This is a genomic window from Methylococcus sp. ANG (assembly GCF_040730495.1).
GTDB lineage: Bacteria > Pseudomonadota > Gammaproteobacteria > Methylococcales > Methylococcaceae > Methylococcus.
Genome location: NZ_CP160399.1, coordinates 1996814 through 2018568, shown reverse-complemented (window position 1 = coordinate 2018568; position 21755 = coordinate 1996814). Strand labels below are relative to the sequence as shown.

Below are 21755 nucleotides of genomic sequence, written 5' to 3'. Positions count from 1 at the left end.
ATTATAAGCAAGGCCGGCGGCTAGCGTAAAATCGCCAGCCGACGCCCCGCATACCGATCACCGGGAAGAAACCCAAGCACGAATCCTGACCATGAAAAAACTGCTGTTTCAATTCGATACCGACCTGCATCCGTCCGTCTTCGACACCGTCGTCGGCTACGACGGCGGCGCCGATCAGGTCATTGCGCACGGACATCTGACGCCGGACAACGTCGGCCCGCTGGTGGAGGGCACCATCTTCACCCGCGCTCCCAAGGACAAGAAGAACACCGCCATATTCGTGGGCGGCAGCGATCTGGTGGCGGGGCAGAATCTGCTCCGGGCGGTGCGGAAGAAGTTTTTCGCCGATTTCCGGGTATCGGTGATGCTGGACAGCAACGGCAGCAATACCACCGCGGCGGCAGGCGTCGCCAAGCTGGCCTCGAGCGGGACGCTGGCCGGCAAGAAGGCGGTGGTGCTGGCGGGCACCGGTCCGGTAGGCCAGCGGGCGGCGGTGATGCTGGCGAAGGAGGGTTGTTCGGAGGTGGTGATCACCTCGCGGCAGTTGGCCCGCGCCGAGCATGCCTGCGCCGAGATGAAAACCCGCTTCGGGGTGGATCTGGTTCCGGTCGAGGCGTTCGACGACGATGCGCGCGGTGCCGCGATCGCCGACGCCCAGATCGTATTCGCCACCGGGGCGGCGGGGGTGCAGCTGTTGGAGGAACGTCACTGGCGCGACCATCCGAATCTGGAGCTGCTGGCCGACGCCAACGCCACGCCGCCCTTGGGGCTGGGCGGTGCCGACATGATGGACCGGGGCGCGGACCGGCACGGCAAGATCGTATGGGGAGCGATCGGTTTCGGCACCCTCAAGCTGGCGCTGCACCGGGCGTGCATCGCCAAGCTGTTCGAGAGCAACGATCGGGTGTTCGACGCGGAGGAAATCTTCGCGCTGGCCAAGACCATGGCCTGAGGGCCGGCCCTATTCGCGCCGCCAGCTCGTGCCGCCGGCGGAATCCTCGAGGATCACCCCCTGGGCCTTGAGTTCGTCGCGGATGCGGTCGGACTCGGCCCAGTTCTTGGCTTTGCGGGCCGCCAGCCGCGCCTGCACCAGCGCGTCGATGTCCGCATCCCCCAAGCCTGAACCGGCGGAATCGCCTTTGAAGTAGGCTTCGGGATCGGCCTGCAGCAGGCCCAGCACGGCCCCGAGGGTTTTCAACGTGGCGCCCAACGCCGCGGCCTTGGCCGGCTCCGCCGCCTTGTGCCGGTTGATCTCCCTCGCCAGGTCGAACAGCACGGCGATGGCTTCGGGGGTGTTGAAGTCGTCGTGCATGGCGTCCGCGAAACGCATAGAGAAACCCTCGCCCCGGCCCTCTCCCAGGGGGAGAGGGAGGTCTGGAGCCAAGCCGCGCAGCGCGGTGTAAAGGCGTGACAGCGCCGCGGCGGCCTCGTCGAGGTTTTCGTCCGAATAGTTCAGCGGGCTGCGGTAATGGCTGTTGAGGATGAAGAAGCGCACCACCTCCGGCCGGTAGCGGGTCAGCACCTCGCGCACGGTGAAGAAATTGCCCAGCGACTTGGACATCTTCTCCTCGTTGATGCGCACGAAGCCGTTGTGCATCCAGTAATTGACGAAATGCTCGCCGCTCGCCCCTTCCGACTGGGCGATCTCGTTCTCGTGATGGGGGAACTGCAGGTCCATGCCGCCGCCGTGGATGTCGAAATGGGCGCCCAGGCAGCGGGTCGACATGGCCGAGCATTCGATGTGCCAGCCGGGACGGCCCGGTCCCCAGGGGGATTCCCAGGACGGCTCGCCCGGCTTGGCCGATTTCCATAGTACGAAGTCCAGCGGATCGCGTTTGGCTTCGTCCACTTCGACCCGTTCGCCCGCCTGCAGCTCTTCGAGGTTCTTGCCCGACAGCCGGCCGTAGGCCCGGAAACTCGCTACCGCGTAGAACACGTCGCCGTTGCTACCGACGTAGGCGTGCCCGCGCTCGATCAGTGTTCCGATCATCGCCAGGATGTCCTCGATGGACTCGGTCGCGCGAGGCTCGTGATCTGGCGGCAGCACGCCCAGCGCCCGCTCGTCCTCATGCATCGCCTCGATGAAGCGGGCTGTCAGCGCGCCGATGGTCTCGCCGTTTTCCGCTGCCCGCTTGATGATCTTGTCGTCGATGTCGGTGACGTTGCGGACATAGGTCACGGCCAGCCCCAAGTGCCGCAGGTAGCGCGCCACCATGTCGAACACCACCATGACCCGGGCATGGCCCAGGTGGCAGTAGTCGTACACCGTCATTCCGCACACGTACATGCGGACGCGGCCCGGTTCGATGGGGCGGAATTCCTCTTTCTGCCGGGTCAGACTGTTGTAGATCTTGAGCATGTCACTCCGATTCGTAGGTGAATTCGGCCAGCCGGCGGTGCAGGCGCGGCTTGTCGAGGAGCTGGTAGATTTTCGCCAGCTCCGGCCCGTCCAGGCTGCCGGTCAGTGCCGCCCGCAGCGGCAGGAACAGGTGTTTGCCCTTGGCGCCGCTGCGCCGCTTCAGCCCGGCCAGGAAAGCGGCGAAGTCGTCGGGCGACTCCGTCGCGGCGTCGATGGCCGCCAGGTAGAACGCCTCGCCGGCCGATTGCGCCACGGCGGCGATGTCGGTCGCCAATTCCAGCTCGTCGGTGAACAGGATCCTGGCCCAGGCATCCGCCTGTTTGGGGAACAGGCAGTTGCTGCGGACGATGTCCAGGAAATCGGCGCGGTGAGCGTCCGGCACCACGGCCCGGGTTTCGGCGTGGACCCAATGCCAGAGGGCGCCATCGGCGGCGCCGCGCACAGCCAGGCCCTGCCAGTGGTCCAGGTGGGACACGTCGAAACGCGCGGGCGAGCGGCCCAGGCGATTGACGTCGAAACCGGCCCGCAGGGCGGCGAGTCCCAGCAGTTCTTCACTGTCGTAATGGTGGCCGAGTCGGGCCAGCATGTTGACCACGGCTTCGGGAAAATAGCCTTCCTCCCGCAACTGGTTGATGCTGCGGCTGCCGTTGCGTTTGGACAGCGGCGCGCCGTCGTCGCCGACGATGAGCGAGATATGGGCGTAACGGGGCGCGGGTAAGTCCAGCGAGGCCAGGATCATGAGCTGGCGCGGGGTATTGGCGAGATGATCCTCGCCGCGCAGAACCCTGGTGATGCCCATCAGCGCATCGTCGATGGCGTTGCAGAAGATGAAGGCGGGGGTGCCGTCGGCGCGGCGGATGATGAAATCGCCGATGTCTTCGCCGGCGAAACGCTGCGGCCCGCGCACCTCGTCCTCGAACTCGACCACCTGGTCTCTCGGTACCCGGAAGCGCAGGGTCACGGCCAGCCCCTCCTCATGCTTGCGGCGGATTTCCTCCGTCGAGAGATGGGCGCACTTTCCCGAGTAGCGCGGCGGCCGGCCGGAACTCAGCTGCACCTTGCGCGAAACCTCGAGTTCCAGCGGGGTGCAGAAACAGGGATAGGCCAGGCCTTTTTCCTCCAGGGCGCGGTAATAGTCCGCGTAGACTTCGCCGCGCCGCGACTGATACCAATGCGGATCGGGTTCGGCGGTCCGCGGCCCTTCCTGCCAGTCCAGCCCGAGCCAGTGCAGGTCGGCGATCAGTTCGGCGACGAATTCGGCGCGGCTGCGCTCCAAGTCGGTATCTTCGATCCGCAGGACGAAGACGTCGCCCCCGAGGGCGCTGAGCAGCGCGGTGCGCGCGTTGCCGAGATGGATCAACCCGGTCGGGCTGGGCGCGAATCGCGTCTTGATCGGGGGCATGGTGCGGGTGGCGGTACGGACGAATGGCCGAAAAAGTAACGCAAAAGAGTAACGGCAACGAGCGAGCGCCCGCAAGCCGCAGCGGCTTCTTCCGCAGTTTGCCATCCGTTTGGAGCATGTTAACCTTCTCCGCCGTGTGGCGGGCACCGTCCCTGAAAAAAACGGGTGACCGGGGATCGGCCGGCAACCCCTTTCGAAACGATACCATCGACAAAATCGCGGGATACCGGTCGTCGTGAAAATCTTGAGCTGCCTCCTCTGGACGCCCCTCGCGGGCGCTCTGGTGCTGGCCTTCCTGCCGCAACGGCTGCACCGGCACGCGTGCAGCCTCGCCTTGGGATTCAGCGGACTGTGTCTGCTGTTGGCCCTCCTCGTCGCCATCCGTTTCGAGACGGCCTCGCCGGACATCCAGTTCGGCGAAATGCTGCCTTGGAATCCCGGCATGGGCAGCTTCTACGCCTTGGGCATCGACGGCTTCTCGCTGCCCATGCTGCTGCTCTCCGCCTTCCTCTGCCTCGTGGCCTTGCTGGCAGGCCGTGGCGGCGGCAGGCCACGCGGCTATTACACGGCTTTCCTGAGCCTGGAGTTCGGGATGCTGGGCGTCTTCCTGGCCCGCGACTGGGCGTTGTTCTACGTGTTCTGGGAACTGACCCTGATCCCGCTGTTCTTCCTGATCGACCAGTGGGGCGGCAAGCGCCGGCACAGCGCCAGCCTGAACTTCGTGCTCTACACCATGGGCGGCTCGGTGTTCATGCTGATCGCCCTGCTCATGGTCTACACCGCATCGGCCGAGCATTCGACGCTGATGGATCCGATGCAGGCCACGGCGCGCGGACTGCCGCGCGGCAGCCAGGTCTTGATCTTCCTCGGCCTCGTCATCGGCTTCGGTGTGAAGATGCCGGTATTCCCCCTGCACGGCTGGCTGCCGCTGGCGCATGTCGAGGCGCCCAGCCCCATCAGCATCCTGCTGTCCGGCGCCTTGCTGAAGATGGGGGCCTACGGCCTGATCCGTGCCTGCGGCATGCTGCCGGAGGCGGCGCACCTGCTGCAGCCGTGGCTGGCGGCGATCGCCCTGGTCGGGATCGTGTACGGCGCGCTCCTGGCCTGGCGCCAGAGCGACCTGAAGGCCATGATCGCCTATTCCTCGGTCAGCCACATGGGCTTCGTGCTGCTGGGTCTCGCCACGCTGAATCCGGTGGGTCTGACCGGAGCGGTGATGCAGATGACCGCCCACGGCCTGGTGGCGGGCGCGCTGTTCCTTTTGATCGGCCTCTTGTACGAACGCACCCATACGCGCGAGATCGGCGATTACGGCGCCCTGGGCCGGACCGCTCCCCGCTTCGCGGCGTTCACTGCGCTGGCCCTGCTCGCCTCGATGGGGCTGCCCGGTTCCGCCAGCTTCGTCGCCGAGCTGCATGCGATGCTCGGCGGCTTCCAGCGTTTCGGCGCCTGGATGCTGGTCGCCAGCTTCGGCGTCCTGGTCGGCGGCGCCTATGCGCTGCGGAGTCTCGCCGCGCTGGTTGCGGGGCCGGCAAAGCCGGCGATGTCCGGCCTCGAGGATATGCGTCCTGCGGAGTTCGCCGGCGCGTTCTGCCTGGCCGCGGCCATCGTCTATCTCGGCCTCGCCCCGGCCGCGATGCTCGAGCTGAGCCGGGTTTCGATCGGCCATTATCTGGCGGCCCTGCATCCCGAATCCCTGTGAGGCCGAGCATGAGCCATCCGAACGGCGCCGCCCCAACCGACGTCAAGACACGCCTGGCCGAGGCCGTCCAGCGCATGGAACACGTGCTGCCGGGCCAGGCGCCGATCCGGGACTTCGTCCATCACAACACCCTGCACGGGTTTCAGCATCTCCCTTTCGAAACGGCGCTGGAGGAAGCCGAGCGTCTCACGGGCATCCACGGCTATCTGCCGGAGAGCGAGTTCCGCGCGCTGTACCGGAAAGGCCGCATCGGCGACGCCGACATCGATGCGGTACTCGACCGGCACCTCGGGCCGCATGGCGGGGAAATCCTGGCCATGGCCGGAGGCGAGCCGATCACCCGCAGGCAGATCCATCGCCTGCTGCTGACGGTCGACCTCGAGCCCGTGGACCCCGCCCGTTTCACGTGGCTGGTCGACGAACTCAAGGCGCTCGACCGCTTCGATCCGGAGGTATCGCCCGAAGCCCGGCGCCGGCTCATGGATTCGGCCAAGCGCGGGCAGGAGGAAGCGGTGGCCCCGCCCCGCCCGGTGCGGGATCTCTGGGACGCCTGTCTGGAGCGGCTCGGTCTGGAGGATCGCGCCGCCCTGCATCCGGAAGACCTGATGGAACACGCCATCGCCCAGGCCGAAGCGCTGTACGCCGAATTCAAGGCCGAGTCCTCCGGCAGCGGGCTTTCGGCGCTGCATCGCGCCATGCGCGAGGAGGCGCGCGTCCTGCTCGCCGAAGAGATCGATGCCGTGGGGCGGGAGCGGACCCTCCGCGGCTTCACGCTGAAGCTGACCGGGCAGGACGTGCTTGACCGGGTCCGGCCCCAGCTCATCCGCCACTGCGCGTCGCATCTCGACGAAGGACTGGCCGCCTGGCATGCCCCCGACCGGAGCCACGGGTTCTATGCGGCATGGAAGCGTTCGATGAGGCACGGCGCCGAACGTGGGCTCGGCGAGGTGCCGCTGGACCACGCCGACCTGGACGGCCTGCCCGACGACCCGGCCGAGGCGGTCATTTCCGAACTCGAGCAGCGCGGCATCCCCGCGCCGTACTGGGAAGGCTATCTGGAACGCCTGGCGTTGGAGCTGCCCGGATGGTCCGGGATGATGAACTGGCGGGCCCACCGCCCGGCCTACCGGGCCAACCGGACAGCGCCCGCGAGCCTGATGGATTACCTGGCGGTCCGCCTCATCCTGGACCGCCGCTACCTCCGCCAGATCTGTTCCGAAACCTGGGGCATCGAAGGCCATGTCGGCGAACTGGCGCGCTATTTCGAGCGCCATCTTTCGGAGTTCGTGGTGCGTCACGCGTTGTACCGGAGCGAATTGCCGGAATTCCTGGCCTCGGCCTGCGCCGACCTGGTGCGGCGCGCCGGCAGCGAGCGCATCGACAGGAAGCCCTGGCGCATCGCCGCCGACATGATCTTTTCCTGGCGCCATGCGCCCAGGGTTGGACGGAACTCCGGCTTTTGTCTCCACGGCGGCGGCTGGCGGCTTTTCAAGCTGGCCCAGCATCTGGGCGTTTCGGCCCAGGACGTGCGGGCATTCCGGGAGGAGGACGTCAACCGCCTGCTTGGCGCGCTGGACGAACTGACCCCCGGAAGGCGCGGCTATCTCTGGCTGTGCGCCTACGAACGCAATTACCGCGAAACGTTGTTCAACGCCCTGGCCGGCAACCATGGGCGGGGACGCTGGGCGAGCCGCGACGAGCGTCCCGAGGCGCAGATCGTGTTCTGCATGGACGACCGCGAGGAGGGCATCCGCCGCCATCTGGAAGAACTGAATCCCGCCGTCGAGACCCTGGGCGCCGCCGGTTTTTTCGGGGTGCCCATGCACTGGCAGGGGCTGGACGATGCCGAGCCCATGGCCCTGTGCCCGATCGTCGTCACCCCCTCCCACGAAGTGCGCGAGATTCCGCGTCCCGGCGAGGAAATGGGCCGGCAACTGCACGACCACCGGCGGGGAGTCATCCGGTTTCTCGGCCGGATATTCAACCAGGAGATCCGGCGCAACCTGCTCAGCTCCCACCTGCTGATCGACCTGCTGGCCCCGGGCGTCGCGGCTGGCTTGCTCGGAAGGGTCCTGCTGCCGCGCTGCGCGGCGAAGTTGTCCCGCCGGTTGGCGGAAGCCTGGCTACCCGAGGTGCCGACCACGCTGGCGCTGAATGCGGCGGACGATGCGGGCCCGGCCAGTCCGGAGCGGCCCCGCCCGGGCCTGACCGACGCCGAACAGGCGGACCGGGTGGCGGCCTTCCTGCTGAACATCGGCCTGACCCAGGGCTTCGCGCCCATCGTCGTGCTGATGGGGCACGGCTCCGTCAGCCGGAATAATCCGCATCTCGCGGCATACGACTGCGGCGCCTGCAGCGGGCGCCACGGCGGCCCCAATGCGCGGGTGTTCGCGGCCATGGCGAACCGGCCCGAAGTCAGGGCGCAGCTGGCGCAGCGGAGCTTGCCGATTCCCGACGACACTTGGTTCGTCGGCGCCGAGCACAACACCTGCAGCGAGGAAATCACCTGGTTCGACGCGCAGGACATTCCGCCCTTGAACCGCATCGGCTGGCACGCCTTCGCGGCGCAACTGGACGAGGCCCGCCGGTTTTCGGCGCAGGAACGCTGCCGCCGTTTCGCCTCGGCGCCCAAACGGCCCTCGCCGGCCAGGGCGCTGCGCCATGTTACCGGGCGCTCGGTGGATTTCAGCCAGGCCCGGCCGGAACTGGGTCATGCGACCAACGCCGCCGCTCTGATCGGCCGGCGTTCGGTCAGCCGTGGCCTGTTCCTGGACCGCCGGGTATTCCTGATCTCCTACGACCCGACCCGCGATCCGGAAGGGCGTATCCTGGAAGGCATCCTGCTCGCGGCGGGTCCCGTGGGGGCAGGCATCAACCTCGAATACTATTTTTCCACGGTGAACAACGAGCGCTACGGCTGCGGTTCCAAGGTGCCGCACAACGTGGCCGGGCTGTTCGGCGTCATGGAAGGCACGGCCAGCGATTTGCGCACCGGCCTGCCCCGGCAGATGGTCGAGGTTCACGAAGCCATGCGGCTGCAGATCGTGGTGGAACAGACGCCGGAAGTCCTGGCCGCGATTTACCGCCGCCAGCCGCCGATCCGGGAACTGGTCGGCAACGGCTGGATCCTGCTGTCCGCGATCCACCCGGCGGACGGTACGATCTCGGTGTTCGATCCGGAGCGGGGTTTCGTTCCCTGGACCGGCGTGGTGGCCGAAATGCCGGTGTGCGCCCGTTCGGCCGATTGGTTCGAAGGCCATGCCGGGCCGCTGCCCCCCGCCTTGATCGCCGTCTGACGCCCCGCCATGGCCTATCTCGAAAAAGCCGCCGTTCTGGTTCCGCTCCTGCCCGCCGCAGCCGCGTTCGGCATCGCCGCGGGCATCGCGTTCGGGCGCATCGAGGGCGAATCCTGCGAACGGGCGAGCGCCCGGCTCGCGGGGGCGGCGCTGGGGACATCCGGACTGCTGGCTTTGCTGTTGCTGATGCTGGGATCGGCCGGTACGCTCGATGCCAGAACGGTGCTGGGCACCTGGCTGGCCAGCGCGGATTACCGCGTGCTCCTCAGCTTCCAGCTCGACCGCCTGAGCCTGGGTTTGTCCGTGCTGGTCGCCCTCATGGCCTACCTGGTCGCGCGCTTTTCCGTCAACTACATGCACCGCGAGCGCGGATTCCACCGGTTTTTCCTGGTGCTGTGCCTGTTCGCCGGAGCGATGCAGCTCCTCGTGCTGGCCGGGAATCCGGTGCTGACGTTTTTCGGCTGGGAACTGGCCGGGGTCTGCTCCTACCTCTTGATCGCTTACGCCTACGACCGTCCGGTCGCGGCTGGCAACGCCACCCGCACCTTCGTCACCAACCGCGTGGGCGACGCCGGTTTCGTGCTGGCGATCGCCCTGAGCTTCGCCTGGACCGGCCAGCTCGAATGGCCGAAGCTGCTGGCCGGCCTGGCGCAGCTCGCGCCGGAAAAGCAGAACCTCATCGCCGCCAGCTTCCTGGTCGCGGCCTTCGCCAAGTCCGCCCAGGTGCCGTTCTCGCCCTGGCTGCCGCGCGCCATGGAGGGACCGACACCGTCGAGCGCGATTTTCTATGGGGCGCTGATGATCCATGCCGGCGTCTACCTGGTGCTGCGGCTCGAACCCCTGTTCGTCCATGCGGAAGCAGCTTCGGCGCTGATGGCGGCGGCAGGCCTCTCGACCGCGCTCTACGGCTATTTCTGCGGTCTCAGCCAGACCGACGTCAAGTCCGCCCTGGTGTTTTCGACCCTGGCCCAGGTGGGACTGATGTTCCTGGCCTGCGGCTTGGGATTCTGGCAGCTTGCGACCTGGCATCTGTTCGCCCACGCCGTCGTCCGGGGCTACCAGTTCCTCACCGCGCCGGCGCTGATGCACGCGATATCCGGTCAGCCGCCCAGGTCCTTGCCGTCCTGGCTCGCCAACAGCCGCCGGGGCTACGCCGCCTCGCTGAACCGGTTCTGGTTGGAGGCCGCGGTGGACCGCGCCTGCGTCCTGCCGGTGCAGCGTCTGGCGGACGACTTCGACGCCTTCGACCGCCAAGTGCTGGATCGTCTCGTCGACGCCCCGGCTCCCGCGGTCCAGGCGCTTGCCGCGCTGGCCAACTGGGAGGAGCGGCGCATCGGGGTGCCGCTGGGCGCCGAGGCGGGGCAGGGGATCGGCGGCCTTCCGGGCTGGATCGTGGCACGGACCGCCGGCGCCCTGCACTGGTTCGAGAATCGCCTGGTCCTGCAAGGTGTAGGTCTCGACCTGTGGCGGGCGGGACGGCGTCTCGGGCGCTCCCTGCAGCGGCTCGAAGCCCTGCTCGCCCAGCCGCGCTACGTGTGCCTGGTGCTGCTGGTTTCGCTGTTCGCGGTCGGATGAAGGGGATTCCATGATGGGAGAGATACCCTGGTCCGAAGTCACCGGCTTCCCGGTGCTGAGCACGCTGATCGGTCTGCCGCTGGTGTTCATGCTGGCTGCGCTGCGGGCGGAAAAGAGGGGCCTGGCCTGGACGATCGGCTTTGCCGGCAGCCTCGCAGAGCTGGGGGTGGCCCTATTCCTGCTGGCCCGGTTCGACGCCGGGTCCGCCGATTTCCAGTTCACCGAACACACGGTGTTCCTGTCCGTCCTGAATTACCACCTCGGCGTCGACGGCATCAGCTTAGGGTTCGTGCTGTTGACCGCTTTGCTGACGGTGCTGGCCCTCTTGTTCCGCGAGATCGGGCGAGAGGCGCCGGCAGGCCTGTACGTGGCGACCGTCCTGGCCTGCGAGGCCACGGCGATGGGCATGCTGCTCGCCCTGGATCTGGCCCAGTTCTGGGTTGCCGCCGGTCTGGAACTTTGGCCGGTCACCCTCATCTTGAGGCGCTGGGGCGGAGACGAGGACAGGACGGGGTTGCGCGTCTATCTGCGCTTCGCCGGCTCAGGGCTGGCGATGTTGGGCGGAGGCGTCTTCCTGTTGGGGCTGGGACATGCGCGTGCCACCGGAGTCTGGTCTTTCGATCTGGCGGCGCTGCTGGAGGCCCCGCCTACGGGTACGCTCGAATCCCTGGTTTTCCTGCTGCTCTTCTACGGATTCTCGGTGCGTCTGGCGCAGTTCCCGCTGCACGGCTGGCTGCCCATCGTCGCGGCGCAGGGCCTGCCGGCCACCGCCTTGGCCCTTCTGATAGGCATGAAAATAGGCATCTACGGCCTGCTGCGCTTCGTTCTGCCGCTGCTGCCCAACGCGGTCCACGAATGGGGCGCGTGGACGCTGGGCCTGGCGCTGGCCGGCATGTTCTACGGTGCGGCGCTCGCGCTGATGCAGCTCGATTTCCGCCGCCTGATGGCTTTCGCCACGGTCAGCCAGACGGGGATGCTGGTGGCCGGCGTCTTCGCCCCGAACCTCGAAGGACTGAGCGGTACGCTGCTGCTGGCCTTCAACTTCGGCGCGGCGGGTGCGGGGCTGTTCTTCCTGGCCGGCATGCTCCGGCGCCGCACCGGGACGCTGCTGTTGCCGCGCCTGGGGGGGCTGTTCGAATCCTTGCCGGGGCTGGGCATGCTGTTCCTGGTCGCCGCCTTGAGCACCATCGCCATGCCGGGCACGCCCGGCTTCGACGCCGCCCATCTGCTGCTGGAGGGGCTGATCGAGAACCGCGGCCTGGGTGCGGCGATCGCGGTCGCCGTCGGCAACGTGCTGGCCGCCGGCTTTTTGCTGTGGGCGTTCCAGCGCATCTTTCTGGCTCATCGCCGCTCGCACCGGCCCTATCCCGGATGGCCGCGGCCCGGCTGGCGGGAACACACGCTGATTGCCTTGCTGTGCCTGGTGTTGCTGGGAGTCGGGTTCTACACCGCCCCGTGGATCCATCTCGCCCACCAGGCGCTGCTCCGGCTGGCGCAGGTGCACACCCCGCCGTCCGTGGCGCTTCCTGCCGCTTCGCGGCTGTCCGCCCACCCCTCCTGACCTGAGCGTTGACGACGCTATGATTCCCGATGCCTTGCCGATCCTCAGTCTGCTGATCGGCTTGCCGTTCGCGGCAGGTCTTTCGATGGTCTTCGTGCCGAAACCGGAGACCGGCCGGATGCTGGCCCTGGCGGCCGCTGTGCTGGAGCTGCTGCTGGCCGCGATGCTGCTGTGGGGGTTCGATCCGGTCGACCCCGGCCTGCAGTTCGTCGAGCGCCATGCCTGGATTCCTTCGCTCAACGCGCATTATCAGCTCGGTGTGGACGGCGTCTCGGTGCTGTTCCCGTTCCTCGGCGCCGTCCTCAACCTCGCCGTGATCGTGGCCTCCTGGACGGTGGTGCAAAACCGGGTGCGGCTGTACTACGGCATGATCCTGGCGTTGGGAGGGGCGACCGTCGGCGTGTTCTGCGCCACCGACCTGATGCTGTTTTTCCTTTTCTGGGAGCTGACGATCGTTCCGGTCTACGTTCTGGCCGGTTTTTCCGGCATCGGTCCACAGCGCCGCTACGCCGCCGTCAAATACGCCTTGTTCATGCTCGCGGGCGGCATCCCCCTGCTGTTCGCCATTCTGCTGCTGGCCCTGAATCATGCCCGCTTCCTCGGTGTTCCGGCGCCTGCCGGCCTGAGCTTCGATTATCTGGCGCTGCTGGATACCCCGCTCGGCGGCAGCCTGGCGACAGCGGTCTTCCTTCTGCTGGTGCTGGGCTTCGCCGTCAAGGCGCCGCTGTTTCCTTTCCACGGCTGGCTGCCGACCCTTGCCATGGAGGGCCCGGCGGGGCTCACCGCCTGGCTGGCCGGACTGAAGCTCGGCGCCTTCGGCATCGTGCGTTTCGCCGTGCCCTTGAGCCCGCAGGCCGCGCTGGAATACCGCGGGCTGATGGCAGGGGTCGGCATCCTCACCGCCGCCTATGGCGCCATCGTGGCGATGCGCCAGACCAACCTGCGCCGGCTGCTGGCATTTTCCAGCATCAGCCATGTCGGCCTGGTCGTCGCCGGCATCGCGGCTCTGAACTTCCAGGCCCTGCAGGGCGCGCTGTTCCAGCTCGCCAATTTCAGCATCGTGGCGGGCGGGCTGTTCATGGTCGCCGGATTCATCCAGCACCGGACCGGCTCGACGGAAATCGACCAGCTGGGTGGCCTGGCGAAGCCGATGCCGCTGCTCGGCGCGTTGTTCTTCGTCCTGGGGCTGGCCAGCCTCGGCGTACCCGGCACCAGCGGCTTCGCCGCCGAGCACCTGATCCTGATCGGGCTGCTCCGGCAACACACGGGGCTGGGACTCGCGGCCCTGTTCGCCGGCATCGTCGCCGCGGCCTACGTGCTCCGATACTTCCGGCGCGCCTTCCTCGGGCCGGACAAGCTGGGCACGGCGCCCGGCGAACTCGACCTGCGGCCGCGCGAACTCCTGGTCGCCGGTGCGCTGGTGCTTTGGGTCGTCGTTCTGGGCCTGTTTCCGCGGCTCGCGCTCGATCTCAGCGACGGCGCCGTCAGCGCCCTGCTGGCCCGGGTCCACGAATCCCTGCCGGAGGGGCCGACCTCGGTGGCCGTTGCGGAATGAATTCAAAACCCGCGCCGCAAGGTCGAGCCCGGACGCATTTGCCGATACAATACCGCCCGCAATTCGATCGACCCTTTCGTGCAGGTATCCCGATGCTCAACAGACATCCCATGCGCCGCCTCGTTTTCGCAACCGCATTGTTTACCGCCTTCGTTCCCCTCACTTCCATCGCCAAAGAAACCGGAAAAGCCAAGAAGATGACCGCTCCGCCGACCCAGACTCAGACCCGAGTGCAGCTCCACACCAACCTGGGCGATATCGTGATTCGCCTCGACGCCGAAAAAGCGCCCGTCAGCACCGCGAACTTCCTGAGCTACGTCAAGGAAGGTTTCTACGACGGCACCATCTTTCACCGTGTGATTCCCGGCTTCATGGCCCAGGGCGGCGGCTTCACCCAGGATTACAAGCAGAAGAGCACCCATGCGCCGATCAAGAACGAGGCCGACAATGGGCTCATCAACAAGCGCGGAACCATCGCCATGGCCCGCACGCCGGACCCCAATTCGGCCACGGCACAGTTCTTCATCAACTATGTCGACAACAGCTTCCTCAATTACAAGAGCCCGACCCCGCAGGGCTGGGGCTACGCCGTGTTCGGCGAGGTCGTGAAGGGCATGGAAGTGGTCGACGAAATGGCGAAGGTGCCGACCGGCGCCGGCGGGCCGTTCCCGACCGACGTCCCGCAGAAGGCCATCGTGATCGAGAAGGCGACCGTCGTTTCACCCTGACCGTCCGCGTTCCGGAGGGCCGCGGCGCGTCCCTCCGATTCCCCGTTTTTCCCCGCAATATGCGAAGTTTACGTCCGCTCGAGGAATTCTTGCCTGAGCGGGCGCATTCTGTTATCTATTGCCGATTTAATCCGATACGGCCAAGGAGCTAGTGGATGTCGAACGTCAAAGCCCCAGAAACCCCGTTCAGTTTTGCTCCTTACGAGCCCGCCGAGGGCGAGGAGTACATGAGCCCGGGGCAGGTCGCTCACTTTCGCCGGATACTCCAGAACTGGAAGTCCGAACTCATGGCAGAGGTCGACCGCACCGTCCACCACATGAAGGATGAAGCGGCCAACTTCCCCGACCCGAACGACCGCGCCACCCAGGAATCCGAATTCAGCCTCGAGCTGCGCACCCGGGATCGCGAAAGAAAGCTGATCAAGAAGATCGAAGAAGCCCTGGAAAACCTCGAGCGCGGCGAATACGGTTACTGCGAGACCTGCGGCGTGGAAATCGGCCTGCGCCGGCTGGAGGCGCGCCCGACGGCCACCCAGTGTATCGACTGCAAGACCCTGGATGAAATCCGCGAACGCCAGCTCGGCTGACGGTCCATCCGCGCCGGCTTGAATTCTCGCTTTCCATCCGTCCCCTACCGGGGGCGTTTCGCCCCCTCGCCCACCGGTCCCCTCCATCTGGGTTCGCTCTGTACCGCGCTGGTCGGCTTCTGCGAGGCTCGCCAACGGGGCGGTGTCTGGCTGGTCCGCATCGACGACGCCGACCGGCTGCGCTGCCGGCCGGTCCATGCCGACAGCATCCTCCGCACCCTGGAGACGCATGGGCTGTGGTGGGATGAAGCCGTCCTGTTCCAAAGTCGTCGGGACGAAATCTACCGCGCGGCGCTGGAGCGGCTCGCGGCCGGCGGCCGGGCGTTTCCGTGCACCTGTCCGCGCCGCGAACTCGCCGCTTCCGGCCAGGTCTATTCCGGACGCTGCCGGGCTCGCTATCCGAGTCCGCCGTCTGGCGAACATGCTCTGCGGCTCAGGGTGGACGATGCGGTCATCGCCTTCGATGACCGCATCCAGGGTCGGATCGAGCAGGACCTGGGCGGCGAAGTGGGCGACTTCGTCGTCCGCCGGCGCGATGGTCTCCCCGCCTATCATCTCGCCACCATCGTCGACGACGCGGAACAGGGAGTGACCGAGGTGCTGAGGGGGGGCGATCTGCTCGACTCCACCCCGCGCCAGATACTGTTGCAGGAATGTCTCGGCCTGCCGCGGCCGGACTACTGCCACATTCCCGTGCTGACCGACCGCGGCGGCATCAAGCTGAGCAAGCAGGCGGGTGCCCGCCCGGTGGACGCGGATGCGCCGTCGGAGAACCTATGGACTTTGCTGGCACTGCTGGGGTTCACGCCGGAGCCGGGCTTGCTCGGCGCGAAGCCTGCAGAGATTCTGGACTGGGCGGTGGCGCGCTGGGATATCCGTTGCCTTCCGGCGGGGCGAGGGATAGACGTCAGCGGCCTGGCGCCGTAAGCGCTCGGCGGTTTTGCTCAATCGACGCGCAAAGGCGCCGGTTGTCCCTGCCCCCGGAACCGCCGGTAGTCGGCGAGCACCTGGGCATGGTCGAACACCAGCGGGCTCGGCAGATCGTCCAGGCTGACGATCCGGCAGGCCCCGGCGTCGTCCGCGGCCTGCGGGTCGCCGGCGGCTTCGGCGACGTAGACGGCGGTGACGGTATGTCCGCGGGGGTCGCGCGCCGGCTCGGAATAGAGCCCGAGCAGGGCGGTGAGGCGCACCGCCAGGCCGGTTTCTTCCAGCGCTTCGCGGATCGCGGCGCGCTCCACCGTTTCGCCGACGTCCACGAAACCGCCGGGGATGGCCCATCCCAGCGGCGGGAAGCGGCGCTCGATCAAAACGATGGGACGGCCGGGGCGGTCGGTCAGCTCGATGATGGCGTCGGCGGCGAGGGCGGGTGTTTCGGGGCGGGGCATGGCCTTTTGTACCTGGCGAGTGTCTTGGGAGTAAAATCCGCGATCACCGCGGGCACGCCCGCGGATTTTCTCGGAAGTGGTTGCGACGATGCGTAAATCGGGTTTGGGTAGCGGAAATTATCTCACCTTGGCGGGGCTGCTGAGCCCGATCATTCGGCTGATCGGCGGCAGATTCCAGAAAATCTATTTCCAGATGGTCGAATCGGCCGGCCGGCACAAGCGCGACATTCTGGTGGCGCGTGTCGACAACGCCCGAGGCAGTCTGGAGGAAGCCAAGGAGCAGTTCCAGACCGCCCTGGAAAAATTCAGCGCCCTGACCCAATTCGACGGCGGCGCACTGGAGGACGTCTACCGGCAGCTCAAGATCGAATTCGACTATTCCATGTCCAAGGCGCTGGCCGTGCGCGACCGGATCGACGCGGTTCAGGACGTGGCCGAGGCGCTTTTCCGGGAATGGGAGGAGGAGCTCGACCAGTACACCAACCGCAGCCTGCGCGCGGCGAGCCGGCAGAAGCTGAAGCTGACCCAGCAGCACTATGCCCAGTTGATGAGCGCGATGCGCCGCGCCGAGGGCAAGATCGACCCCGTCCTGCGGGTGTTCCGGGATCAGGTGCTGTTCCTCAAGCACAACCTCAACGCCCAGGCCATCGCCTCTCTGGAGGGCGAGCTGGCCGGCATGAGCCACGGTGTGGCCGGCCTGATCCAGGCGATGGAGCGCTCCATCGACCATGCGGAGGTGTTCATGCGCACCCTGAGCGGTCCCAGGGCCTTGCCGGCCGGTTCCTGATGGCGGAGCTCCCCTTCTGGCGCGCCAAGGCGCTGACCGAGCTCAGCCAGGTGGAATGGGAGTCGCTCTGCGACGGCTGCGGCAAGTGCTGCCTGCACAAGCTGGAAGACGAGGACACCGGCGAGATCCTGCATACCCGTGTGGCCTGCCGCTTGCTGGACATCGCCGCCTGCCGGTGTACCGGGTACCAGGATCGTTTCCGGTTGGTGCCCGATTGCATGGATCTGCGGCAGGTGTCGGACCGGTTCCATTGGCTGCCCGCCAGTTGCGCGTACCGCCTCCTGTCGGAAGGGCGTCCGCTGCCGGACTGGCATCCTCTGGTCTCGGGCGCGGCGGATTCGGTGCACCGGGCCGGCAAGTCCGTGTGCCGGTTGGCGGTTTCGGAAACGGCGGTGGCCCGCATCGAGGATCATGTCATCGAAGGCTTGGGCGATGCAGTATGATGCCGCCTTTTGCGACGGATTTGAGGACGTGATGGATTCCAAGACTGTAGTCGAAGCCGCCCTCGCCAGGCTCGATACGCTGCTGGCCCAGGACTACGGCGCCAAGGGAAGCAGCTTCGGGGAGCGGATTCGGGGCCTGGCCGCAGCGCTGCCGGCGGACACCCGCAAACGCCTGCTCGATCTGGCGGCGCGGGGCGAATCCCTGGCGCGGACGGATGCCGGAGAGCTGGCATTGGCCGAATTCGTGTTCGACTGCGGCGTGGCTTACGAGCAGGTCGACTTCCTCCGCAAGGCGCAACTGGCGGAGGAACTGGGGCTGGTCGAGATGAACGGGCTGCCCCCGGCCGAGCTGGAGCGCAGCGACCTGGATGCCATGGCCCGGTTCATCGCCGCCCGTGATCGGCTGGTAGCCAAGGTGGCGGGCTTCACGCTCAAGGCGCTCGCCGTCATGGGGGCATTGTTCGTCATCGGGTTGGTTTTCGGGATCGTTTGATAGCGGCGTTACGGGAGATGGCATGTTTTCGGCAGTGAAATCGAGGGGGCGTGGGCTGTTGTCGGCGCTGTTCGCAATCGGCCTCGCGGCGTGCGGGCCTTCGTTCGACGGAGAGAAGAATCTGATGGAAGCCAAGCAGTTCATGGAAGCCAACAAGCAGAAAGCCGGCGTGGTCACCACGGCCAGCGGCTTGCAGTATGAAGTGATCCGCGAGGGCGCGGGCGAATCGCCCAAGGCGACGGACACCGTGACGGTCAACTACAAGGGCGGCTTTCCCGACGGTTCGACCTTCGATGCGGGGGACGGCGTCAGCTTCCCGCTGAACGGGGTCATACCGGGGTGGACGGAAGGACTTCAGCTGATGAAACCGGGCGCCAGGTACCGCTTTTTCATCCCGCCGGAACTGGGTTATGGCGAGTATGGCGCCGGCCGGGTCATCCCGCCGAACGCCGCGCTGATCTTCGAGGTGGAACTGCTGAAAGTAGGCGGCTGACGACGCGCCGACACGCTTTTTCTCCTGGTGCCGCAAGCGCGGCGATCGGGCGAACTCAAATCCAACCGGAGAGCGGCTGAAGCCAGGGCAGGCGGCGACGTGCTCGACTTCAGGGGGGAGCTCGAAATGGCGAGAACAAACGAACCGTTCGCGGGGGAAGGGCAGGTTTACACCTGTCCGATGCATCCGGAGATCCGGCGGGCCGGGCCCGGCAGTTGCCCCAAGTGCGGAATGGCCTTGGAGAAAATCGCCGGACCGGCTTCCGAAGCCGGAATCGAGTATGTCTGTCCGATGCATCCGGAGGTGGTTCGTCTCCAGCCCGGCCACTGTCCGGTCTGCGGCATGGCGCTCGAACCGAGAACGGTCGCGGCCGAAGCCGAGGATTCCGAACTCGGCGACATGTCGCGGCGGTTCCGGTTCGGTGCGGCGCTGTCCCTGCCTTTGTTCATTCTGGCGATGGGGCATGATTTTTTCCCGGAAGCCGTGGGCGGTCTTCTCGGACCCTCAATGCTGCAGCGTCTTGAGGCGGCGCTCGCAACGCCCGTCGTGTTATGGGGAGGCTGGCCGTTCTTCGTGCGCGGTTGGGCCTCCCTGGTCAACCGCAGCCTCAACATGTTCTCCCTGATCGCCTTGGGGATAGGCGTCGCCTGGCTCTACAGCATGACGGCGGCGTTATTGCCCGGACTTTTCCCCGCCGCTGTGAGGAGTGGGGAAGGTCTGGTGCCGGTCTACTTCGAAGCCGCTGCCGTCATTACCACGCTGGTGCTGCTGGGGCAGGTGCTCGAACTGCGCGCCCGCAGCCGTGCGGGCGCCGCCATCAAAATGCTGCTGGGCCTGGCGCCGAAGACCGCCCGTCGGGTGTCGGAAGACGGCGGCGAACGCGATGTCCCCCTCGAAACCGTGCAACCGGGCCACGTGCTGCGGGTTCGGCCCGGCGAAAAAATTCCGGTGGATGGAACGGTTCTGGAAGGCAAGAGTGCCGTCGACGAGTCGATGGTGACCGGGGAGCCCATTCCGGTGGAGAAAACGGCCGGCAGCCGGCTGATCGGTGCCACGGTGAACGGCACCGGCAGCTTGCTGATGCGCGCCGAGAAGGTGGGGGCGGATACGCTCTTGGCACAGATCGTCCGCATGGTCGGGGAGGCGCAGCGCAGCCGCGCGCCCATCCAGAAGCTGGCGGACACAGTTTCGGCCTACTTCGTCCCGGCGGTGGTGGCGATAGCCCTCGCCACGCTGGTCGTCTGGAGCGTATGGGGTCCGGAGCCCCGCCTGGCTCACGGCATCGTCAATGCCGTGGCCGTGCTCATCATCGCCTGCCCCTGCGCATTGGGGCTGGCGACGCCCATGTCCATCATGGTGGCCACCGGGCGGGGCGCAATGACGGGAGTGCTGATCAAGAACGCCGAGGCCCTGGAAACGCTGGAACAAATCGACACACTGGTCGTGGATAAGACCGGCACCCTTACGGAGGGCAGTCCGCGGCTGGTGTCCGTCATGACGGCGGACGGCACGGACGAGCGGGAGCTGTTGCGTCTGGCCGCCGGACTGGAACTCGGCAGTGAACATCCCCTGGCATCGGCCATCCTCGAAGGGGCCGAGCAGCGCGGCATCCGGCCGGCGCTTGCGGAGGAATTCCAATCGCTGACCGGGCGTGGCGTGACCGGCAGGGTGGAAGGGCATTCGGTTTGTCTGGGCAATGCCCGGCTCATGGCGGAGTTGGGCTTCGAAACTGGTCGCCTGGCCGAGAGCGCCGAAACGCTGACGCGGGAAGGCCAGACGGTGATGTGGGTCGCGGTGAACGGGGAGACGGCCGGATTCCTCGGCGTAGCCGATCCGATAAAGTCCTCCGCGCCGGAGGCTATTGCGGCTTTGCATCGGTCGGGGCTGGACATCGTCATGCTGACGGGGGACAGCCGCATGACCGCAGAGGCAGTGGCGCGCCACTTGGGTATCGGCCGGATCGAGGCGGAAGTGCTGCCCGACCAGAAAGCCGCCGCCGTCAAGAGGCTGCAGGCCGAGGGCCGCAAGGTCGCCATGGCCGGCGATGGCATCAACGACGCGCCGGCCTTGGCTCAGGCCCAAGTCGGCATCGCGATGGGCACCGGCACCGATGTGGCGATGGAATCCGCCGGCGTGACCCTGGTGAAAGGCGATCTGCACGGCATCGTGCGTGCGGTCCGGCTGAGCCGGGCGACCATGCGCAATATCCGCCAGAACCTGTTTTTCGCCTTCATCTACAACATCCTGGGTGTGCCAGTCGCCGCCGGCGTGCTGTATCCCGCGTTCGGCCTGCTCCTATCGCCCATCGTCGCGGCGGCGGCCATGAGCTTCAGCTCGGTGTCGGTCATTGCAAATGCGCTGAGGCTCAAACGGGCAGGGCTGTGAACCGGCTGCGCGTCCCGCCGACGAGGGCGAAAGCCCATCCTGATACCGGGGGTTACGGCAGCTTCGCCGGATGGGTGAAGACGTAGTCGGCGGCTTTGGCGCCGCTGTGGCAGCCCATGCATTCCTGGGCGAAATCGGCGTTCGCGCCGTAGGGCTTCTGTTCCATCCCCAGCCAGCGGGCATAGCCCCAGCCGCCGGTCGAGGCGTACTTGGCGGCGTCCTTCACCATGAAATCCGCTTGCGTGAAGTCGCCCGGTACCTCGGCCGACGGGAACAGCTCGTGGGTGCCCTTCTTCCAGGACAGCTTGACGAGAATCGCGCCGTCCGGCCAGGGATTGGTCTTGCCTTCGCGTGCGGCCTTGACGGCGATGTCGTTACCGAGGATCGCGCGCAGGTTGTTCTGCTCGATCCGCGAGGAAACGCCGATCATCTTCCAGTCCTTGTAGCCGGCGGGCAGCGAAATCCCGTTGGGTGCGGCTGCCGGTTCGGCGAGGGCTGCGGCGGCGGGAAACAACAGGGCGATGGCCAGTTTGCGCATGGGTAGTCTCCTCACGATGGTGTTGTGCTGGGATTTGAAGTCGGGTCAGGATTTGGGTCCGACGTGCACATAATAGGCGTGGCTGCGTTCGCAGCCATCCTTGCTGAATCCGCTGACCAGTATTCGCACCCTGGCGCCGGGTTGGCCGATCGGGGCGTCGGGACGGCCTTCGACGGTCAGGCGTCCGCTGCGCTGCGGCGTGATCGTGGGCGCTACCGGCTTCCCGTCCACCCAGATTTTCAGCGTGGCGCCGTCGGTATTGTCGGAAGCCGTGAAGGAAAACCGGTCGAAGACTTCCACGGTCGAATCGTTCGCGGGCGACTCTTCGAAAAACAGGGGCGGGGTGCAGTCGAGGATCAGGCCGCCGTGATGGCTGAGGGCGGCGGCCGAGGCCGTCATGGGGATCAGCGGCAGCGTTGCGCAGGCGATGAAAGTGTTGAGTCTCATGGCGTAGCTCCGTGGTGCG

19 protein-coding genes are annotated in these 21755 nt (G+C 66.8%); 14 read left to right on the top strand and 5 right to left on the bottom strand.

From position 1 onward, the window contains the following. Positions 1–91: 91 nt before the first annotated feature. Positions 92–952 carry an NADP-dependent methylenetetrahydromethanopterin/methylenetetrahydrofolate dehydrogenase gene (locus ABZN20_RS09645; protein WP_218807675.1) on the top strand — a complete coding sequence of 287 codons (861 nt, stop codon included), beginning with the start codon at positions 92–94 and terminating at the stop codon, positions 950–952. A gap of 9 nt (positions 953–961) precedes the next feature. Here the strand turns inward: ABZN20_RS09645 and cysS are convergent, their stop codons facing one another. Continuing rightward, positions 962–2359, bottom strand: a complete 1398-nt coding sequence (gene cysS, locus ABZN20_RS09640; protein ID WP_367027494.1) for a cysteine--tRNA ligase — start codon at positions 2357–2359, stop codon at positions 962–964. Between the two features lies 1 nt (position 2360). Continuing rightward, complete coding sequence (gene gltX, locus ABZN20_RS09635) at positions 2361–3761, bottom strand: glutamate--tRNA ligase (protein ID WP_367027493.1); 1401 nt, start codon at positions 3759–3761, stop codon at positions 2361–2363. Positions 3762–3996: 235 nt separating this feature from the next. On the opposite strand from gltX, the gene ABZN20_RS09630 reads away from it, so the two are divergent. The 8 genes from ABZN20_RS09630 (at position 3997) to gluQRS (ending at position 15692) form a co-directional block, all read left to right on the top strand. Beyond that, positions 3997–5463, top strand: coding sequence for a complex I subunit 4 family protein (locus ABZN20_RS09630; protein WP_367027492.1), 1467 nt, complete (start codon positions 3997–3999; stop codon positions 5461–5463). Between the two features lie 8 nt (positions 5464–5471). Then, complete coding sequence (locus tag ABZN20_RS09625; RefSeq protein WP_367027491.1) at positions 5472–8759, top strand: DUF2309 domain-containing protein; 3288 nt, start codon at positions 5472–5474, stop codon at positions 8757–8759. 9 nt (positions 8760–8768) lie between these two features. After that, the gene (locus ABZN20_RS09620; RefSeq protein WP_367027490.1) at positions 8769–10334 is read left to right on the top strand and encodes an NADH-quinone oxidoreductase subunit L; all 1566 of its coding nucleotides are present in this window, start codon (positions 8769–8771) and stop codon (positions 10332–10334) included. A 10-nt stretch (positions 10335–10344) separates the two neighbouring features. Continuing rightward, the gene (locus tag ABZN20_RS09615; RefSeq protein WP_367027489.1) at positions 10345–11895 is read left to right on the top strand and encodes a complex I subunit 4 family protein; all 1551 of its coding nucleotides are present in this window, start codon (positions 10345–10347) and stop codon (positions 11893–11895) included. A 19-nt stretch (positions 11896–11914) separates the two neighbouring features. Beyond that, on the top strand, positions 11915–13450 hold the full coding sequence (locus ABZN20_RS09610) for a complex I subunit 4 family protein (protein WP_367027488.1): 1536 nt from the start codon (positions 11915–11917) through the stop codon (positions 13448–13450). A 197-nt stretch (positions 13451–13647) separates the two neighbouring features. Beyond that, positions 13648–14178, top strand: coding sequence for a peptidylprolyl isomerase (locus tag ABZN20_RS09605; protein ID WP_367027553.1), 531 nt, complete (start codon positions 13648–13650; stop codon positions 14176–14178). 155 nt (positions 14179–14333) lie between these two features. Further along, positions 14334–14765 (top strand): RNA polymerase-binding protein DksA, encoded by a 432-nt coding sequence (gene dksA, locus ABZN20_RS09600; RefSeq protein WP_218807668.1) that lies wholly within the window; start codon positions 14334–14336, stop codon positions 14763–14765. A gap of 18 nt (positions 14766–14783) precedes the next feature. Then, the gene (gene gluQRS / locus ABZN20_RS09595) at positions 14784–15692 is read left to right on the top strand and encodes a tRNA glutamyl-Q(34) synthetase GluQRS (protein WP_367027487.1); all 909 of its coding nucleotides are present in this window, start codon (positions 14784–14786) and stop codon (positions 15690–15692) included. Between the two features lie 17 nt (positions 15693–15709). Here the strand turns inward: gluQRS and ABZN20_RS09590 are convergent, their stop codons facing one another. Continuing rightward, complete coding sequence (locus tag ABZN20_RS09590) at positions 15710–16150, bottom strand: NUDIX hydrolase (RefSeq protein ID WP_367027486.1); 441 nt, start codon at positions 16148–16150, stop codon at positions 15710–15712. Positions 16151–16238: 88 nt separating this feature from the next. On the opposite strand from ABZN20_RS09590, the gene ABZN20_RS09585 reads away from it, so the two are divergent. From ABZN20_RS09585 to ABZN20_RS09565, 5 genes are all read left to right on the top strand, one after another. Beyond that, positions 16239–16937 carry a DUF2959 domain-containing protein gene (locus tag ABZN20_RS09585; RefSeq protein WP_367027485.1) on the top strand — a complete coding sequence of 233 codons (699 nt, stop codon included), beginning with the start codon at positions 16239–16241 and terminating at the stop codon, positions 16935–16937. Continuing rightward, the gene (locus tag ABZN20_RS09580; RefSeq protein ID WP_367027484.1) at positions 16937–17380 is read left to right on the top strand and encodes a YcgN family cysteine cluster protein; all 444 of its coding nucleotides are present in this window, start codon (positions 16937–16939) and stop codon (positions 17378–17380) included. Before ABZN20_RS09585 ends, ABZN20_RS09580 begins: the two co-directional genes overlap by 1 nt. 31 nt (positions 17381–17411) lie before the next feature. Continuing rightward, the gene (locus ABZN20_RS09575; RefSeq protein ID WP_367027483.1) at positions 17412–17873 is read left to right on the top strand and encodes a hypothetical protein; all 462 of its coding nucleotides are present in this window, start codon (positions 17412–17414) and stop codon (positions 17871–17873) included. Between the two features lie 22 nt (positions 17874–17895). Continuing rightward, positions 17896–18366: an FKBP-type peptidyl-prolyl cis-trans isomerase gene (locus tag ABZN20_RS09570; protein ID WP_367027482.1), complete on the top strand. Its 471-nt coding sequence runs from the start codon at positions 17896–17898 to the stop codon at positions 18364–18366. A gap of 126 nt (positions 18367–18492) precedes the next feature. After that, a complete protein-coding gene (locus ABZN20_RS09565) occupies positions 18493–20751 on the top strand; it encodes a copper-transporting P-type ATPase (RefSeq protein WP_367027481.1) in 2259 nt (752 codons plus the stop codon). Between the two features lie 52 nt (positions 20752–20803). On the opposite strand, the gene ABZN20_RS09560 is transcribed toward ABZN20_RS09565, so the two are convergent. Then, complete coding sequence (locus tag ABZN20_RS09560; RefSeq protein WP_266024525.1) at positions 20804–21289, bottom strand: cytochrome P460 family protein; 486 nt, start codon at positions 21287–21289, stop codon at positions 20804–20806. Positions 21290–21334: 45 nt separating this feature from the next. Beyond that, on the bottom strand, positions 21335–21736 hold the full coding sequence (locus ABZN20_RS09555; protein WP_367027480.1) for a hypothetical protein: 402 nt from the start codon (positions 21734–21736) through the stop codon (positions 21335–21337). Positions 21737–21755 lie beyond the last annotated feature (19 nt).

Bases quoted from the DNA above. Each gene is read 5' to 3' on its own strand.
- ABZN20_RS09645 (WP_218807675.1), top strand. From the start codon at position 92: ATGAAAAAACTGCTGTTTCAATTCGATACCGACCTGCATCCGTCCGTC.
- cysS (WP_367027494.1), bottom strand. From the start codon at position 2,359: ATGCTCAAGATCTACAACAGTCTGACCCGGCAGAAAGAGGAATTCCGC.
- gltX (WP_367027493.1), bottom strand. From the start codon at position 3,761: ATGCCCCCGATCAAGACGCGATTCGCGCCCAGCCCGACCGGGTTGATC.
- ABZN20_RS09625 (WP_367027491.1), top strand. From the start codon at position 5,472: ATGAGCCATCCGAACGGCGCCGCCCCAACCGACGTCAAGACACGCCTG.
- ABZN20_RS09620 (WP_367027490.1), top strand. From the start codon at position 8,769: ATGGCCTATCTCGAAAAAGCCGCCGTTCTGGTTCCGCTCCTGCCCGCC.
- ABZN20_RS09615 (WP_367027489.1), top strand. From the start codon at position 10,345: ATGATGGGAGAGATACCCTGGTCCGAAGTCACCGGCTTCCCGGTGCTG.
- ABZN20_RS09610 (WP_367027488.1), top strand. From the start codon at position 11,915: ATGATTCCCGATGCCTTGCCGATCCTCAGTCTGCTGATCGGCTTGCCG.
- ABZN20_RS09605 (WP_367027553.1), top strand. From the start codon at position 13,648: ATGACCGCTCCGCCGACCCAGACTCAGACCCGAGTGCAGCTCCACACC.
- dksA (WP_218807668.1), top strand. From the start codon at position 14,334: ATGTCGAACGTCAAAGCCCCAGAAACCCCGTTCAGTTTTGCTCCTTAC.
- ABZN20_RS09590 (WP_367027486.1), bottom strand. From the start codon at position 16,150: ATGCCCCGCCCCGAAACACCCGCCCTCGCCGCCGACGCCATCATCGAG.
- ABZN20_RS09585 (WP_367027485.1), top strand. From the start codon at position 16,239: ATGCGTAAATCGGGTTTGGGTAGCGGAAATTATCTCACCTTGGCGGGG.
- ABZN20_RS09580 (WP_367027484.1), top strand. From the start codon at position 16,937: ATGGCGGAGCTCCCCTTCTGGCGCGCCAAGGCGCTGACCGAGCTCAGC.
- ABZN20_RS09575 (WP_367027483.1), top strand. From the start codon at position 17,412: ATGGATTCCAAGACTGTAGTCGAAGCCGCCCTCGCCAGGCTCGATACG.
- ABZN20_RS09570 (WP_367027482.1), top strand. From the start codon at position 17,896: ATGTTTTCGGCAGTGAAATCGAGGGGGCGTGGGCTGTTGTCGGCGCTG.
- ABZN20_RS09565 (WP_367027481.1), top strand. From the start codon at position 18,493: ATGGCGAGAACAAACGAACCGTTCGCGGGGGAAGGGCAGGTTTACACC.
- ABZN20_RS09560 (WP_266024525.1), bottom strand. From the start codon at position 21,289: ATGCGCAAACTGGCCATCGCCCTGTTGTTTCCCGCCGCCGCAGCCCTC.
- ABZN20_RS09555 (WP_367027480.1), bottom strand. From the start codon at position 21,736: ATGAGACTCAACACTTTCATCGCCTGCGCAACGCTGCCGCTGATCCCC.